This window comes from Nonomuraea sp. NPDC052129 (assembly GCF_040680095.1).
Taxonomy (GTDB): Bacteria; Actinomycetota; Actinomycetes; order Streptosporangiales; family Streptosporangiaceae; genus Nonomuraea.
Map to the genome: position 1 here is coordinate 1 of NZ_JBFAVX010000063.1, position 16,764 is coordinate 16,764.

Here is a 16,764-nt window from a genome sequence, read left to right on the forward strand (position 1 = left end):
CGCGCGGGCGGCGGGCGCCTTCCCACCCGGTGGGGGAACTTTGTCATATTTCGGCTGGGGGGGGGGGGGGCGCTGGGGCCGCGCCCCCCCCCCGACTGCGTGGACCGTGCTCGCGACCGTCGTCAAGCAGGTACGTCGAGTACCGTGCCCGCGCCGACCGTCAGGCCGCCCTCGCGGATCGCGAAGCCGAGGCCCGGCTCCAGGGCGACGGCCTTGCCCAGCTCGACCCGTACCTCGACCGTGTCGCCCGGCTGGGCGGGGTCGTCCAGGAGGAGCCGGCCGGGTACGTCGGTGGTGCGCAGGTAGAACTGCGGCCGGTAGCCGGACGCGATCGGCCGGCGCCGTCCGCCCTCCTCCGGCGTGAGGAGGTAGATCCGGGCGGTGAACGACCGGCGGGCCCGCTGGCTGCCGGGCGCGGCCAGGACCATGCCCCGCCGCACCTGGTCGCGGCGGACACCGCGCAGCAGCACGGCGGCGTTGTCACCCGCCTCACCCCGCTCCATCGTCTTCCCGAACGTCTCCACCCCGGTCACTACGGCGGTGAAGCCGGACTCGAACCCGACGACGTCCACTGTGTCGCCCACCCGGACCGCGCCACGCTCGATGGCGCCCGTGACGACCGTGCCCCGGCCGGTGACCGTGAGCACGTTCTCCACCGGCATCAGGAACGGCGCGTCCACGTACCGGACCGGCACCGGGATGTGGTCGTCGACCGCCTGGAGCAGCGCGCCGATGGACGCCGTCCACTCGGGGTCGCCTTCCAGCGCCCGCAGCCCGGAGACCCGGACCATCGGGGCGTCCCGGTAGCCGTGCTCGGCGAGCAGGTCGTGCAGCTCGAGTTCGACCAGGTCGGTCAGCTCCGGGTCGGCGCCGTCGGCCTTGTTGACCGCGACGACCAGGTGCTCGACGCCGACCCGCCGGGCGAGCAGCACGTGCTCCCTGGTCTGCGGCATGATGCCGTCCTGCGCGGATACGACGAGGATCGCGCCGTCGAGCTGCGCCGCCCCCGTGATCATGTTCTTCACGTAGTCGGCGTGGCCCGGCATGTCCACGTGGGCGTAGTGCCTGGTGTCGGTCTCGTACTCGACGTGCGAGATGTTGATCGTGATGCCGCGCACGGCCTCCTCGGGCGTGCGGTCGATCCGCTCGAACGGCGTGTACGTCGCCTGGCCCCGCTGCGCGAGCACCTTGGTGATCGCGGCGGTCAGCGTGGTCTTGCCGTGGTCGACGTGGCCCATGGTGCCGATGTTGAGATGCGGCTTGTTGCGGATATAGGCCTGCTTGGCCATGATTCTTTCCCTTTGAGTCCTGGATGTGCTGTGACCCGCACGGGCCGACTACCTCCCCCCGCCGGGTCACACAAGAGACATCCGGGAAAAAGACTTACGGGAGGAGGTCAGCGCTCCAGGCCGTCGCAGGCACGCTCGAACGCACCCGCGTTGGCGGGCGTCGCGAGGTGATCGTGCCTGAACATGAGGACCATAGTGAGGGGCTCAGCACCGCCACGCAACGCAATATTCCCGGGAGGCGGCAGGGCGGTATGCCGTAAGGCGGCATCACCTATGGTGACCAGGCAAAACACCTCATAGAGTGGGTGGGGTGAGCAGGCTGACCAGCTCTCGCCGGCCGGGCACGCGAAGGCCGACCACACCGCGGGTCGACTACGCGGCGCTGTTCGCCGTGACGCCGTCCCCATGCCTGGTGCTGGACCCGGATCTGATGATCGTCGATGTGAACTGGGCTTACCTGCGCGCGACCGGCCGCACCGCCGAGGACCTGATCGGGCAGCACATCTTCGCCGCTTTCCCCGACAACCCCGAGGATCCCCACGCCAGCGGCGTGAAGAACCTGAGCGCCTCGCTGCACCGGGTGCTGGCCTACCGAGTGCCGGACACGATGGCGCTGCAGAAGTACGACATTCCCCTCGCCGGCTGTCCTGGAGCGTTCGAGGAGCGCTGGTGGTCCCCGATCAACACCCCCGTCCTGGCACCGGACGGGACGCTGTCGTGGATCATCCACCGGGTCGAGGACGTGACGGAGTTCGTCCGCTCCTTCGGCCCGCGGCGGCCCACCACCCGCCGCTCACCGGGGCGTGCGGAGATGGAGGCCGAACTGTATGGCAGGGCACAGGAACTGCAGCGGCTGAACGAGGAGCTCCGCCTGGCCCACACCCGTGAACACCAGGTCGCGCTCGCCTTGCAGGAGGCCATGCTGCGCTGCCCCGACCTGGACCTGCACCCCGAGATCGAGGTGCGCTACCTGCCCGCCGTGGAGACGCTGAACGTCTGCGGCGACTGGTATGACGTCGTCGACCTGCCGGACGGCTGCTTCGCCGTCGCGGTCGGTGACGTCGTCGGGCACGGCCTGGAAGCCGCCACGTCCATGGGGATGCTGCGCAGTGCGCTCAGCGCCTCGATCCGCGCCGTGAAGGAGCCGGCCCCGGCACTGGAAGTGCTCGGCTTGTACGCCCGTTCGCTCGAAGGGGCGCTGGCCACCACGGCGGTCAAGGCCGTGATCGACACCAGGAGGCGCCGCATCACCTACAGCAGCGCCGGCCACCCGCCACCCGTCCTGTGCCATCTGGGCAACGCCTGTACGCTGCTGGACCAGGCCACCGACCCGCCGCTGGGCGCTCGCCCCGAACATGTCACCCGCCCCCAGGCCGAGCTGTCCTACGCGCCCGGTGACACCCTTGTCCTGTACACCGACGGTCTCATCGAACGCCGCGACCGGGACATCGACGTCGGCTTGGCCCGGCTGACCGACGTACTCGCCCGATCCGGTGGGCTCGACCCCGGACTCCTCGCCGACGCCCTCCTGGCGGGCATGGACGTCAGCAGCGGCGCCCGCGACGACATCGCTCTGCTCGTCGTCCGCCTATAAATGGGGATGCCCCCAGAAGCGCGCGCTTCTATCCCAGAAGCTCTGGTTTACCCGACTGGCTCACTAGATCTGACATTTCCCGCTATGGTGCCGAAGATCCCTACCCTCGGCACAGGAGCTCCATGGCGCACGTCGAACCCCTCCGGGAGGGCGACCCCACTGCCATGGGTCCCTACCAGCTGTTCGGGCGTCTGGGCGCGGGCGGCCAAGGGGTGGTCTATCTGGGCCAGGGGCCCGACGGCCGGCCGGTCGCGGTCAAAGTGCTGCGCGACGGACTCGCCAATGAGCGCTTAGCCAAGGAGATCGACGCGGCGCGCCGGGTGGAGCCGTTCTGCATCGCTCAGGTCCTCGACGCCTCGCTGGGTGCCCGACCGTACATCGTGACCGAGTACGTCGAGGGCCCTTCGCTCCAGCAGGCGGGCCGCCACGTCGGCGCCGATCTGCAGCGGCTCGCGGTGGCGACCGCGACCGCGCTGGCGGCCATTCATCAGGCGGGCATCGTTCATCGCGATTTCAAGCCCGCCAACGTGCTGCTCGGACAGGGCGGCCCCCGGGTGATCGACTTCGGGATCGCCCGGTCCGTCGAATCGGGGATGACGGCTACCAGCAGCATCGTGGGGACGCCCGCGTACATGGCGCCCGAGCAGCTCGCCGGCGAGGGGATCGGGCCGGCGGTCGACGTGTTCGCGTGGGCGTCGGTAATGGTGTTCGCCGCGACCGGGGTGCCGCCGTTCGGTGAGGATTCACTGCCTGCGGTGATCAACCGGATCCTGCACAACGAGCCGCAGGTCGGCGACCTTCCGCAACCGTTGCGCGCGATCGTGCTGGGGTGCCTGGCCAAGGATCCGGCGCGCCGGCCGACCATGCGAGATGTATTACTGCAGCTTCTGGGCGGACACGCCCCCGTCCCCGGCCGTCCGGAGGGTGCCGGCGGCCTGGGACACGCCCCCGGGTATCCGGACGGTGCCGGCGGCCGCGGTCCGGCCACGGTTCCCGGGCGGCGGCGCGGGGCCAGGACGGCGCTCGTCGCGGGCGTCTCCGGTGCGGGGGCGCTGGTCGTCGCGAGCGTCGTCGCCTGGGGCGCCACGAGCGTCTGGGATCTCCAGGAAACGCGGCCGAGCACGCTGTCACTGGCGTTCACCACTGGCGCGACGCCCACCCCGACGAAGACGAAAACGCCTCAGCACCCGAAGACCAAGAACCCGGCCACCACGACGAAGCCGACCGTCAAACAGACTCCGAAGCCGACGCGGACCGTGAAACCGACGCAGACCTCGAAGCCAACACAGACCGCGAAACCGACAAAGACCGCCCCCAAACCCACGACCTCGTCGTCGAAATCGTCATCGGGCAGCGGTTCCTTCCGGATCGTGTGGGTGCGAGTCATCGGTCCCAGGCACGCCGACTCCCCGGACTGCGTGTACAACCACGGCAACATCTCCGGCCTGGTCGAGGGGACCAAGCTGGCCACCGACTTCCGCTACGAATGGATCCTGAACGGGCGGGTGGTGTCGCGCTCTGAGAGCGTCATCGCCGAATCCCACACCCAGCAGGTCATCGGCCCGCTCGTGCAGACGGAAGGCACCCACCGGGTCACCCTCCGCCTCACCTCCCCCCAAGCGGTGTCGAAGGCCTTCTCGTTCACCATCTGCCCGAGCGACGACTGATGACCCCGCTCCTGCCAGAAGATCCCCAGGCCGTGGGGCCGTACCGGCTGTCCGGGCGTCTGGGCGAGGGCGGTCAGGGGGTGGTCTACCTCGGCCAGGGTCCCGACGGGCGGCCTGTCGCGGTCAAGCTGCTGGCGGACGGCCTGGCCGGTGATCATCGCTTCGCCAAGGAGATCGACGCGGCGCGCCGGGTGGAGCCGTTCTGCGTCGCCCAGGTGCTCGATGCCTCGCTGGGCGGCCGGCCGTACATTGTGACCGAGTATGTCGAGGGCCCTTCGCTGCAGGAGGCCGGCCGCCATGTCGGCGCCGACCTGCAGCGGCTCGCGGTGGCGACCGCGACCGCGCTGGCGGCGATCCACCGGGCCGGGGTGGTGCATCGCGATTTCAAGCCCGCCAACGTGCTGCTCGGCAGGGACGGGCCGCGGGTCATCGACTTCGGCATCGCCCGCGCGGCCGGCCATTCGCTGACGGTGACGAGCAGCATCGTCGGCACGCCCGCCTACATGGCGCCCGAGCAGCTCGCGGGCGCCCCGCTCGGTCCCGCGGTGGACGTCTTCGCGTGGGCGTCGGTGATCGTGTTCGCCGCGACAGGAAGCCCGCCGTTCGGCAACGACTCGCTGCCCGCGGTGTTCCGCCGCATCCTCCACGACGAGCCGTATCTGGGGGACCTGCCGGGTCCGCTGCGCCCGATCGTACTGTCCTGCCTGGCCAAGGACCCCGCCGCCCGGCCCGCCATGCAGGACGTCCTGCTCCGGCTCATCGGCGCCCCGCCCACCGGTACGGCAGGCGACCTGACGGGCCATCGAGCCGGTACGGCGGGCGACCTCACAGGCCGTCGAGGCGGTACGGCGGGTCCTCCCGTGAGCAGCCCGCGCTGGAAGGCGATGCTGGCGGGCGCCGGGGCACTGGCGGTGTCCGGCACCTTGGTGGCCGGGGCGATCATGTTGCTGCCCGACACCACGACGCCGACGGCCGCGCCCCTCCCGTCAGCCACGGAACAGCAGGCCACCACGCCCCCCAGCCCGCCGGCCAAGAAACAGGGCACCGACAAGACGCCCAGCACGCCGGCCAAGAAGCCGCGCCCCACCCGGACCGGCGGCTCGAACCCCACCAGCTCCGTCTCGAGGCAGCCCACGCCCAAACCCACGACCTCCCCGCGGAGAACCACGACTCCGACCAAGACCGCGGCCGCGGGGACCGTACGCCTGGCGTCGTTGACCCTGGACGGGCAGCAGACCGGACCGAACTGCTACTCGCCCAGCCTCTTCCCCGTCGCCTTGCTCAAGGGCCCGTCGGGCAAGCAGATCGAGTACGGCTACCGCTGGGTCGTGGACGGCCAGGACGAGGGATGGAAGACGGACTGGGTGACCGGGACGACCAAGAACCGGCGCAACCCCTTCGGCGCCTTCGACCCGGGCCGGCACACGATCGTCTTCCACTTGCTGACACCCTCGAAGGACCGCCAGAGCGTGTCGTTCACGGTGTGCGAGCGCTTGTCCTAGGCGAGAGTCCCTGGGCCGGTGGTTCGCGTTACGCGGTCGTTGGTGTTTCGCACAACGGGAGCGGTGGCCTTCGTCGGATGTGCCGAAGATGCCGTGACCCGGCCGGGCCTACCGTACGGTCATGCCACGCCTCGTCCTCGACGACCTCTACCGCATCGCGGTCCCATCCGACCCGAGGCTGCGCCCCGATGGCGGCGCCGTCGCCTACACGCTCACCACCGCCGACCGCGACTTCGACCAGAACCAGGCCGAGATCTGGCTCGCCGCCCCCGGATCCGAGCCGCGACGGCTCGCCTCCGGGAGCGCGGCGCGCTGGTCGCCCGACGGCCGGCTGCTCGCCTTCCTGCGTCCTGTCGATGGGCGCGCGCAGATCCACCTGCTGCCGATGGAGGGCGGCGAGCCGCGCCCGCTCACCTCGGCGCCGCTCGGTGCCGGTGCGCCCGTGTGGTCGCCGGACGGCAGCCGGATCGCCTACAGCGGACCGTACGGAGACCTCGACCCCCACGCGCCGGTCGTGGCCGACATCCTGGAGTACAAGGCCGACGGCACCGGGCTGCTGCGCGGCCTGACCACGCAGCTGTTCATGGTGGACGTGGCGACGGGCGACACCATCCAGGTGACCGAGGGCGGGTTCCACGCGGGCGAGCCGTCGTGGTCGCCGGACGGGCGGCGGCTGGCGTTCGCGGCGAGCATGGCGCCCGATCGTGACCTGGTGGTGGAGAGCGCGGTGTACGAGGTGGACGCCACCGGGCCGACGCCGGGCAAACCGGAGCGGCTCACCGGGCCGGACATCATCTGCACCGGCGCCTGGTGGCTCGCCGCCCCCGACCGTGACCGGCTCATGGTGGCCGGGTTGCGCGAGGCCATCGGCCACACCCGCCTTTACACGCTCGGCCCTGACACCCTCGATGAGGTGGAGACCGGGCTCGACCGTAATGTCATGACCGGCGCCCCCGGTTATCCCGGCGCCGTCCCCGCGCTACTGGGCGACGACCTCCTGTTCTGCGCCCGCGACCAAGGCCGCACGCACCTGTACCGCCTGCCGGTCGAGCCGCTGGTCGGGGTAACCGGGACGGTAGGGGAGGCTGGGGAAGCCGGGAAGGCCGGGAAGATCGTCGGCAACGACTTCACGGTGTCCGGCGTGTCCGTGGCCGCGGGCCGGGTCGCCTGGGTCGTCTCCTCACCGCTCAGCGCCGGTGACGTCTACCTCGACGGCGAGCCCCTCACTCACCACGCCCTCCCGGACGTCGACCTGTTCACCCCGCGCCCCCGTACCTTCACCGCCCCCGACGGCACCACCATCGAGGGCTTCGTGCTGCGCGACGAGACGCGTACCACCCCCGGCCCGCTGCTGCTCGACGTGCACGGCGGCCCGCACAACGCGTGGTCGCCCGCCTTCGACGGCGCCCACCTCTACCACCAGCGGCTCGCCGCCGACGGCTGGACCGTCCTGCTGGTCAATCCGCGGGCCAGCGACGGGTACGGCGAGGACTTCTTCACCGCCACCGTCGGCGCCTGGGGGCTGGCCGACGAGCAGGACTTCCTCGCGGCCGTGGACGACCTGGTGGCGGAGGGGGTCGCCGACCCTGATCGGCTGGCCGTCGCCGGTTACAGCTACGGTGGCTACATGGCGTGCTGGCTGTCGACCAGGACCGGCAGGTTCAAGGCGGCCATCCCCGGCGGCTGCGTCAGCGACCTCGCCAGCATGGCGGGCACGTCCGACCTCGGGTCCCTCATCAAGGCCTACGAATGCCGGGGCGACCTCCAGGCCCAGTCACCGATCGCCCAGGTGGCCCGCGTCACCACCCCCACCCTGCTCCTGCACGGCGACAGCGATGACCGCTGTCCGGTCGGCCAGGCCGAGCAGTGGTTCGCCGCGCTGCGCGAGCAGGGGGTGCCGGTCCGGCTGGTCCGCTATCCGGACGCCTCGCACCTGTTCATTCTCAACGGGCGCCCCTCACACCGATACGACTTCAACGAGAGGATCATCACGTGGCTGGAGCAATGGGTCACAGGCTCGCCGAGCTGATCGCCGAGCACGAGGTTCCGGGGGCCGCGCTGGCCTACCTGCACCGGGGCGAGGTGCACGAGTTCGCGGCGGGGACGCTCAACAAGGACACCGGCGTCGAGGCGACCCCCGACTCGCTGTTCCAGATCGGCTCCGTCACCAAGGTGTGGACCGCGACCCTGCTCATGCGGCAGATCGAGCGCGGCCGGCTGACGCTCGACACGCCGGTGGCCGAGGTACTGCCCGAGTTCAGGGTGGCGGACCCGGAGGTCTCCAAGACCGTCACGGTCAGGCACCTGCTCTCCCACACCAGCGGCATCGACGGCGACCTCTTCCTCGACACCGGGCGCGGCGACGACTGCGTGGAGAAGTACGTCGCGGCCTGCGCCGACCTGGCCCAGAACCACCCGCTCGGCGCCACCCAGTCCTACTGCAACTCCGGCTTCACCGTCGCCGGCCGGATCCTGGAGAAGCTCGAGGGCAAGCGCTGGGACGACGTGCTGCGCGAGCAGATCGTCGAACCGCTCGGCCTCACCCACACCTGGACCCTGCCGGAGGACGTGCTGCGCTTCCGCGCCGCCATGGGCCACGTCGACGGCGCGACCGCCCCTGTCTGGGGCCTCATGCGCTCGGCCGGGCCCGCCGGGCTCATCTGCGCCCGGCCCGCCGACGTGGTCGCGTTCGCCCGCGCCCACCTCGAAGGCGGCCTCCTGGACGACCCGCGCGCCATGTGGGAGCCGCAGGTCGACATCCCCAACCCGTACGCGCTGGGCAGGCAGTGGGGCATCGGCTGGATCCTCGACGAGTGGGACGGTCACCAGGTCATCTCCCACGGCGGCAACACCATCGGCCAGCACGCCATGCTCTGGGCCGTACCGGACACCGGCACGATCGTGTGCGTCACCGCCAACGGCGGGCACAGCGGCGCGTTCACGCACGCCGTGGCCACCGAGCTGTTCGCCGAGCTGGACGGCCTGACCGTGCCGCGCCGGCTCGGGCCGCCCGAGACGCCCGTCGAGGTCGAGGTCGACGGCTACGTGGGCGTCTACGAGCGGGCCGGGTTCCGCGCCACGCTGACCGTCCGCGACGGCGAGCTGTGGATCCTGGGCGAGGCCACCGGCGCTCTGGCCGCGCTCCAGCCGCCAATGGAGATGAAGCTCGTCCCCGTGGACGAGGTCACCTTCGTCTGCCGCCGGGAGGAGGATCCGGACTGGATGTCCGCCGTGTTCTACCGGCTCGAGGACGGTTCGCCGTACATCCACCTGGGAGCGCGCGCCACTCCGAAGATCAGCTGAACATGCCGGACCACGGTGAGCGGGCGACCGGCCGCCCGCTCACTCGCTCCGGACCGAACAACGGCTTCGGGCCGGACTACGGTGAGTGGATGAACGACCGCCCGCGCGCCAGCCTAGGACGGATCCTGAACGACCTCGGCAGCACCGTGATCGACGTGGCCGCCTCGCCGGGCGACCTCGACGCCGAGGTGACCGGGGTGCACATCTTCGATCCGCTCGACGAGCTGATCGTCCCGCCGGGCGGCATCCTGCTGGCGGTCGGCGTGCAGAGCACGGCGGAGATCTGCTCGCTGCTCACGCGGGCCCCGGCGGCGGCCGGCGTGGTGGTCAAGCTGCCCGTGGACGCCGACGAGCAGGTACGCGCGACCGTGCTGGAGACCGGCGTGGCCGTGCTCGGCCTCACCAGGGCCGCCTCCTGGGCCCAGGTCGCCGCCCTGCTGCGCTCCCTGCTGGCGGAGGGAGACCTGGCCGGGCCGGGGGAGGGGCCGCAGGGCGACCTGTTCTCGCTGGCCAACGCGGTCTGCGCGCTGCTCGACGCACCTGTCACGATCGAGGACAGGTCCGCGCGGGTGCTGGCCTACTCCGAACGGCAGGACGAGGCCGACCAGGGCCGGATCGCCACCGTGCTCGGCCGCCAGGTGCCCGAGCGCTACCAGCGGATGCTCGACGAGAACGGCTTCTTCAAGCTGCTCTACCAGAGCCAGGAACCCGTCTACCTCGAACTCGACGACGGCAGCATCAACCGGGCGGCCGTCGCCGTGCGGACGGGTGACGAGATCCTCGGCTCCATCTGGGCCGCCATCCGTGAGCCGCTCACCCCTCAGCGGCAGCGCGCGCTCGCCGACGCGGCCAAGATCGTCGCCCTGCAGTTGCTGCGCGAGCGGGCCGGCGCCGACACCCAGCGGCGGCTCCGTAGCGACCTGCTGTCCACCGTGCTCGCGGGCGGCGCCGACGCGCCCGAGGCCGCCGCGCGGCTCGGCATCGCCACCGCCCGGCTGTGCGTGCTCGCCGCCCAGCTCGCGCACCCCGCCGACGACGACCCGGCGCGCGCCGAGAGCGACCGGCAGCGCTTCGCCGACGCGCTCGCGCTGCACGTCGGCGCCATCCACCCCAAGGCGGCCGCCGCACTCGTCGGCTCGGTGGCCTACGCCGTGCTGCCGCTGCAGGCGGGTGGTGAAGAGGAGGCGCGGGCCGTACGCGTGGCGGAGAGCTTCCTGGCCAGGGTCGGGCCGCGGCACTCGGCCAGCATCGGCGTCGGCCGCCTGGCCGCCAGCCTCGCCCACGTCGCCAGGTCCCGCGCGGACGCCGACCGGGCGCTGCGCGTGCTGCTCGCCCGTGGCGCGACGGGCCAGGTCGCCGGCTACACCGCCGTGCACTTCGAGTCGCTGCTGCTCCAGGTCGCCGACGTGGCGGCGGCGGAGGACCAGGCGCCGACCGGCCCCTACCAGCGGCTGCTCGACCACGACGCCGAGCACGGCAGCGACCTGGTCGCCACGCTGCGGGCTTACCTCGACGCGTTCGGCGACGTCAACGCCGCCTCGGCCAGGGTCCACGTACACGCCAACACCTTCCGGTACCGGCTCAAGCGGCTCACCGAGATCAGCGGGCTGGACCTGTCCGACGCCGACGCGCGGCTCACCGTCATGCTCCAGATGCGCATTTTCGGGCGATAGCACCACGCCTGCCGCGCTTTTCGTTACAGCGCACGAAGAACGATCTACGGTCAGCGACCAGGGTGGTGCCTCAGATCCCACTCCCCTGGAGCGCCCCACATGAGAAAACCAGCCGCGCTCGTCGCGCTGGCCCTGCTCGCCGCGGCCTGCGGCGGCACTGCGGGCACAGAAACAGGCACCGGCTCGGGGACGGGCGCGCCGGTCACCGGCGGCACGTTCTCCTTCGCCATCAGCGCCGACCCCGGCGTGCTCGACCCCGCCATGGGCGTGCTGTCGGTCACCAACCAGGTGCTCGCGTTCGCGTACGACACACTCGTCGGCGTCGGCGCCGACGGCCGGATCGTCCCGGCACTCGCCGAGAAGTGGCAGGTCAAGCCCGACTCGGTGACCTTCACCCTGCGCAAGGACGCGACCTGCTCCGACGGCGCCAAGCTCACCCCCTCCGACGTGGCCGACAACGTCAACCACATCGCCGACCCCGCCACCAAGTCACCCATCTACGGCGTTCTCGTGCCTACCGGGATGAAGGCCAAGGCCGACGACGTGGCGGGCACCGTGACCCTGTCCACGCCCGAGCCCTTCAGCTTCATCCTGGAGAGCACCCAGCAGATGTACATCGTGTGCGGCAAGGGCGTAAAGGACCGCTCGGCGCTCGCCCACGGCACCTCCGGCTCCGGCCCCTACCGGCTCACCGAGTCGGTCTCGGGCGACCACTACACCTTCAAGATCCGCAGGGAGTACGTCTGGGGTCCCGGCGGGGCCACGGCCAAGGACCTGCCCGAGACGGTCACGCTGAAGGTCGTGCCCAATGAGCAGACCGCCGCCAACCTGCTCGTCGCCGGCACGCTCAACGGCGCCACCTTCTACGGCCCCGACCGCGCCCGCGTGGCGGCCACCCCGGGAGTCGTCAAGAGCGAACTGCCCTACGGGAACGGCCAGTTCTTCTACCATCAGGGCGACGACCGGCCCGCCCACGACCCGGCCGTACGCAAGGCGCTCACCCAGGCCGTCAACCTCAAGGAGCTGTCCGGGATCGCCGCCAGCGGCACCGGCCGGCCCGCCACCGGGCTCGTCCTCGACCCGCGGCCCTGCCAGGGCGACACGGTCACCGGGCACGTGCCCGCCAACGACCCGGCCGCGGCCGCCGCCGCCCTGGACGCGGCGGGGTGGCGAGCGGGTGCCGACGGCGTCAGGGTCAAGGACGGCAAGCGGCTGACGCTGCGCTTCGTCTACGCCACCACCAGGGGATCCGGGGTCCAGGCGGCGGCCGAATACCTGGGCGCCGCCTGGAAGAAGGCCGGCGTCGAAGTGAAGCTGAACGGCATCATCGACGCCAAGCTGGCCGAGTCGCTCAACGTCACCCAGGACTGGGACGCCATCTGGCTGCCGATCGCCGTCACCCTGCCGAGCCAGCTCGTCGGCTTCCTGTCGGGACCGGCCGCGCCCAAGGGCGCCAACTTCGCCCACCTGACCAACTCCCGCTACACCTCGCTCGTCACGCAAGCCTCAGGAAAGCCGGCGGCCGAAGGCTGCAAGCTGTGGCTGGAGGCCGAGTCGGCGCTGTTCGAGAACGCCGACCTGGTCCCCGTCGTGGAGAACACCGTCCTGGCCGCCGGCAAGGGCGGCACGTTCCGCATCATGGCCGGGGACCTCGTGCCGACCTCGATCCGCCTCACGCGGGGAGGGTAAGAACTGTTGTCGGCGCTAGCTATGCCAGCCGGTGGTTGCCAGAAGAACTGTGATTGGGTTTTCGGATCGACCGCGACTGAAGGTAATCAGATGGTAATGTTCAGTCACAGCCGGGTGCCTGACTGGCGTCCGGTCCCCGCCCCCATTGGTGTCCGCACCAACGGGACAGCGTCCGGCGGGGCGGTGGCCCAAGAGCCGCACTCCCTCCAGGAATGCGGAGTCAGGCCCCGACAACGCGGCTCTCAACCACGGTCCGTCCGGCTCGCCGGACGGACGCGGCATCGGCTTCCACCAGATCGCCTCCCGGCCTCGGCCAGCAGGCGACGAGGCTACGCTGATGTCCGTTTTACTCACGTAAACACAGAGAGCGGAAGACGCTGAGTGCGCGAGCTCCACACAACCGGGCCCGGCTCGCGTCGGGTGCGGTCACGCGGGTCGCGGTGGGCGGTGCGGCAGGTCGTGCGGTTCGTCGTCTCGCTCGCCGCGCTGCTCGTCGCGTCCTTTGCGATGATCCACCTCATTCCGGGTGATCCGGTACGGGCGTCGCTCGGGCCGGCCGCGCCGATCGAGCTCGTCCGGGCGCGTACGGCGGCGCTGGGGCTCGACCGGTCGATCCCCGAGCAGTTCCTCACCTACACGGGCCACGTGTTGTCCGGAAATTTCGGGACCTCGTTCCTGTCGGGCGAGCCGGTCGTCGAGATCGTCGCCGCCCGGCTCCCCAACACGCTGGCCCTGGCCCTGCTGGCGACCGTGGTGGCGCTGCTGGTGGCGGTGCCGCTCGGCATGTGGGCGGCCGTCCGCACCGAGAACGGCCGCAACCGCGGCACCGAGTACGCCTTCACCACCGTGACGGGCACCGCCGTCGCCGTGCCGGAGTTCCTGTACTCGATCGCGCTGGTGACCGTCTTCGCCATCGGCCTCGGCGCGTTCCCGCCCGCGGGCAAGGCGGGCGCCGCCTCGTACGTGCTGCCCGTCCTCGCCCTGGCGATCGGCCCGATCGCGATGATCGCCCGCATCTCCCGCGCGGAGACGCTGCGCGAGCTGGGCACCGACTATGTACGGCTGGCGCGCGCCAAACGCCTGCCCGCCGGCCGCCTCTACCTCCGGCACGTGCTGCCCAACACGCTCACCGCCACCCTCACCCTGGGCGGCCTGCTGCTCTCGGCGCTGATCGCGGGCAGCGTGCTGGTCGAGTACGTCTTCGCCTGGCCGGGGCTCGGCCTGAAGATCGTCGAGTCGATCACGCAGAAGGACTATCCGGTCGCCCAGGGCGTCATCCTCGTCTACGGCGCGATCGTGCTCGTCGTGAACCTCGCCGTCGACCTGGCCCTGGCCGCGCTCGACCCCACCTCCAAGATCAGGGAGGCGTGAGTGAGACCCCGCCCGCCGCACAAGCGCGGGGAGCGCCGCGTGAAGGCCGTACAGTCAGGGAGTCCCGCGTGAAGCCCCGCCTGCCGCGCACGCCCGCGGCGGTCGCCGGAGCCGTGCTCGTCGCGGCCATGATCGTGCTGGCCGTCGTCGGGCCGCCCATCTGGGGCGCGAGCGCCGAACGCATCGACGCGGCGGCCATCCTCCAAGGCGCCTCCGCCGCCCACCCGCTCGGCACCGACAGCCTGGGCCGCGACCTGCTCGCCAGAGTGCTCGTGGCCGGCCGGTTCTCCCTGGCGCTGGCGCTGGCCGCCACGCTCATCGGCGGTCTGGCCGGGATCGTGCTCGGCGCCCTCCCGTCCGTGCTGCCGGGCCGGCCCGCCCGGCTGATCACCGGATTGGTCAACGCCCTGGTCGCCTTCCCCGGACTGCTGCTGGCCATGTTCACCGCGGTCGTCTCCGGGCTGGGCGCCCGCGGCGCGGTCCTGGGCATCGGGGTGGCCATCGCGCCCGGATTCGCCCGGCTCACCCAGACGCTGGCCGCGACCGTCGCCGGATCCGACTACGTGTCGGCCGCCCGCATGCTCGGCGTGTCCCGCCGCCGGATCCTGACCGGGCACGTGCTGCCCAACATCGCCGAGCCGCTCATCCTGCAGCTCACCCAGGCGCTCGGCGGCGCCCTGCTCGGCCTTGCCGGGATGTCGTTCCTCGGCCTGGGCGTGCAGCCGCCGTCGTTCGACTGGGGCAGGCTGCTGTTCGACGGGTTCGCCCGCATCTACGTCACGCCCGAGGTCGCCCTCGGACCGGCGGCGGCCATCGCGCTCGCCGGTATCGGGTTCAACCTGCTGGGCGACGCCATGGCCAAGGCCGCCGCCCGTACCGCCGCGGCTGGGAAGGCTTCGGACACGGCCGTACAGACCGATCCCGGCGAGCCGGAGCCCGGCGCGGTACTGGAGGTCAAGGACCTGACCGTCGCGTTCCCGGGCGGCGTGACACCCGTACGCGGGCTGTCGCTGACCATCGCCCCCGGCGAGATCGTCGGCCTGGTGGGGGAGTCGGGCAGTGGTAAGAGCCTGACCGCCGCCGCGATCGGCGGGCTCGTCCCCTACCCGGGCAGGGTCGCCTATGGGCGGCTGCTGCTCGGCGGCCGGGACCTCGCCACGCTGTCGGGCAAGGAGCTCGGCACGACGCTGGCCATGGTGTTCCAGGACCCGATGGCCTCGCTCAACCCGGCGCTGCGGGTGGGCGGGCAGCTCGCCGAGGTGGCGAGGGTGCACCAGGGCGCCGGGCGGGCCGAGGCGAACCGGCGGGCCGTGGACCGGCTCGGCCACGTCCACCTGCCCGACCCGGCCGCGCGCGCCCGGCAGCACCCGCACGAGTTGTCCGGCGGCATGCGGCAGCGCGCGGTGATCGCGATGGGCTTGATGGCCACGCCGCGCTTGATCATCGCCGACGAGCCGACCACGGCGCTCGACGTGACCGTGCAACGGCAGATCCTGCGGCTGCTGCGCGAAGTCACCGAGGAGAGCGGCGCGGCCGCGCTGTTCATCACGCACGACATCGCCGTGGTGGGCGAGCTGTGCGACCGGGTCATGGTCATGTACGCGGGCCGGGTCGTCGAGGAGCTGCCCGTCCGCCGGCTGGCCGCCGAAGCCGCGCACCCGTACACGCGGGCGCTCATCGCCTCCCTGCCCGACATGGCCACCGACCGGGACAAACCCCTCGCGAGCATCCCCGGCCGCCAGCCCGCCCCATCGGACGTGGGCGATGGCTGCGCCTTCGCGGACCGGTGCGCCCTGGCGACCGCCCGCTGCTCCGCCGAACGTCCCCCGCTCATCCCGTACGGCGAGGCGGGCCGCGTGGCCTGCTGGGAGGTCAAATGATCATCGAAGACCTGACCGTGCGCTTCGGCGCGTTCACCGCGGTCGACCGGGTCACGCTGGAGATCCCCCCTGGCCGGATCGTCGGGCTCGTCGGCGAGTCGGGGTCGGGCAAGTCGTCGCTGGCCAGGGCGGTGAGCGGGTTGGTGCCGTACACGGGCCGGATCGACGGGGCGCGCAACGTCCAGATGGTCTTCCAGGACCCGTACGCCTCCCTGGACCCGCGCATGACGGTCGGCGAGTCGGTGGGGGAGGGCGTACGGGCGGATCGCGCGCTCCGGACGGGGACCATCGGCGACGGCCGCCAGGCGGAGGCCGTCGGCGACGGATCCGACCGTGTGAGGCGGCGTGCGGGGATCTTCGCCCACGGGCGCGATCGGGCGGGGCGGCGGGCCGAGGTGGAGCGGCTGCTGGGGCTGGTCTCGCTCCCCGCGGACCTGGCCGGGCGCTACCCGCGCGAGCTGTCCGGCGGCCAGCGTCAGCGGGTGGCCATCGCCCGGGCGCTGGGCGCCGCGCCCGACCTGCTGGTCGCCGACGAGATCACCAGCGCGCTCGACGTGTCCGTCCAGGGCGCGGTGCTCAACCTGGTGCGCTCGCTCCGCGAGGAGCTGGGCCTGTCGATGCTGTTCATCTCGCACAACCTGGCGGTCGTCCGGTACGTCTCCGACGTCGTCGCGGTCATGCACCAGGGCCGCGTCGTCGAGTCCGGGCCCACGGAACGGGTGGTCGGCGAGCCCGCCCACGACTACACGCGCGCCCTCCTGGAGGCGGTGCCCCGACTCACCTGAAGGCTCGTCTG

At 71.8% G+C, this 16,764-nt stretch carries 11 protein-coding genes; 10 read left to right on the plus strand and 1 reads right to left on the minus strand.

The window, feature by feature from the left end; all coding sequences use genetic code 11:
• Positions 1-122: 122 nt before the first annotated feature.
• Complete coding sequence (gene tuf / locus AB0L53_RS58205; RefSeq protein ID WP_364015370.1) at positions 123-1,289, minus strand: elongation factor Tu; 1,167 nt, start codon at positions 1,287-1,289, stop codon at positions 123-125.
• Between the two features lie 310 nt (positions 1,290-1,599).
• Between tuf and AB0L53_RS58210 the strand changes: the two genes are divergently transcribed.
• The 10 genes from AB0L53_RS58210 to AB0L53_RS58255 all read left to right on the plus strand — a co-directional run bounded on the left by AB0L53_RS58210 (position 1,600) and on the right by AB0L53_RS58255 (position 16,753).
• On the plus strand, positions 1,600-2,883 hold the full coding sequence (locus AB0L53_RS58210) for a SpoIIE family protein phosphatase (RefSeq protein ID WP_364015373.1): 1,284 nt from the start codon (positions 1,600-1,602) through the stop codon (positions 2,881-2,883).
• Between the two features lie 122 nt (positions 2,884-3,005).
• Positions 3,006-4,550: a protein kinase gene (locus tag AB0L53_RS58215; protein WP_364015375.1), complete on the plus strand. Its 1,545-nt coding sequence runs from the start codon at positions 3,006-3,008 to the stop codon at positions 4,548-4,550.
• On the plus strand, positions 4,550-6,052 hold the full coding sequence (locus tag AB0L53_RS58220; RefSeq protein WP_364015378.1) for a protein kinase: 1,503 nt from the start codon (positions 4,550-4,552) through the stop codon (positions 6,050-6,052). The genes AB0L53_RS58215 and AB0L53_RS58220 overlap by 1 nt, the downstream gene beginning before the upstream one ends.
• Positions 6,053-6,173: 121 nt before the next feature.
• Positions 6,174-8,081 (plus strand): S9 family peptidase, encoded by a 1,908-nt coding sequence (locus tag AB0L53_RS58225; protein WP_364015381.1) that lies wholly within the window; start codon positions 6,174-6,176, stop codon positions 8,079-8,081.
• Positions 8,045-9,355 (plus strand): serine hydrolase domain-containing protein, encoded by a 1,311-nt coding sequence (locus AB0L53_RS58230; protein ID WP_364015383.1) that lies wholly within the window; start codon positions 8,045-8,047, stop codon positions 9,353-9,355. Before AB0L53_RS58225 ends, AB0L53_RS58230 begins: the two co-directional genes overlap by 37 nt.
• A 2-nt stretch (positions 9,356-9,357) precedes the next feature.
• Complete coding sequence (locus tag AB0L53_RS58235) at positions 9,358-11,028, plus strand: helix-turn-helix domain-containing protein (RefSeq protein WP_364015386.1); 1,671 nt, start codon at positions 9,358-9,360, stop codon at positions 11,026-11,028.
• Positions 11,029-11,127: 99 nt separating this feature from the next.
• Positions 11,128-12,717 (plus strand): ABC transporter substrate-binding protein, encoded by a 1,590-nt coding sequence (locus tag AB0L53_RS58240; protein ID WP_364015389.1) that lies wholly within the window; start codon positions 11,128-11,130, stop codon positions 12,715-12,717.
• Between the two features lie 447 nt (positions 12,718-13,164).
• Complete coding sequence (locus tag AB0L53_RS58245; RefSeq protein WP_364015392.1) at positions 13,165-14,088, plus strand: ABC transporter permease; 924 nt, start codon at positions 13,165-13,167, stop codon at positions 14,086-14,088.
• Between the two features lie 68 nt (positions 14,089-14,156).
• Positions 14,157-15,968: a dipeptide/oligopeptide/nickel ABC transporter permease/ATP-binding protein gene (locus tag AB0L53_RS58250; RefSeq protein WP_364015395.1), complete on the plus strand. Its 1,812-nt coding sequence runs from the start codon at positions 14,157-14,159 to the stop codon at positions 15,966-15,968.
• Positions 15,965-16,753, plus strand: coding sequence for an ATP-binding cassette domain-containing protein (locus AB0L53_RS58255; protein WP_364015398.1), 789 nt, complete (start codon positions 15,965-15,967; stop codon positions 16,751-16,753). The genes AB0L53_RS58250 and AB0L53_RS58255 overlap by 4 nt, the downstream gene beginning before the upstream one ends.
• Positions 16,754-16,764 lie beyond the last annotated feature (11 nt).

What these genes read in the sequence shown, in the direction of transcription:
- tuf (WP_364015370.1), bottom strand. Translation starts at nt 1,289, where the DNA reads ATGGCCAAGCAGGCCTATATCCGCAACAAGCCGCATCTCAACATCGGC.
- AB0L53_RS58215 (WP_364015375.1), top strand. Translation starts at nt 3,006, where the DNA reads ATGGCGCACGTCGAACCCCTCCGGGAGGGCGACCCCACTGCCATGGGT.
- AB0L53_RS58220 (WP_364015378.1), top strand. Translation starts at nt 4,550, where the DNA reads ATGACCCCGCTCCTGCCAGAAGATCCCCAGGCCGTGGGGCCGTACCGG.
- AB0L53_RS58225 (WP_364015381.1), top strand. Translation starts at nt 6,174, where the DNA reads ATGCCACGCCTCGTCCTCGACGACCTCTACCGCATCGCGGTCCCATCC.
- AB0L53_RS58235 (WP_364015386.1), top strand. Translation starts at nt 9,358, where the DNA reads ATGCCGGACCACGGTGAGCGGGCGACCGGCCGCCCGCTCACTCGCTCC.
- AB0L53_RS58240 (WP_364015389.1), top strand. Translation starts at nt 11,128, where the DNA reads ATGAGAAAACCAGCCGCGCTCGTCGCGCTGGCCCTGCTCGCCGCGGCC.
- AB0L53_RS58255 (WP_364015398.1), top strand. Translation starts at nt 15,965, where the DNA reads ATGATCATCGAAGACCTGACCGTGCGCTTCGGCGCGTTCACCGCGGTC.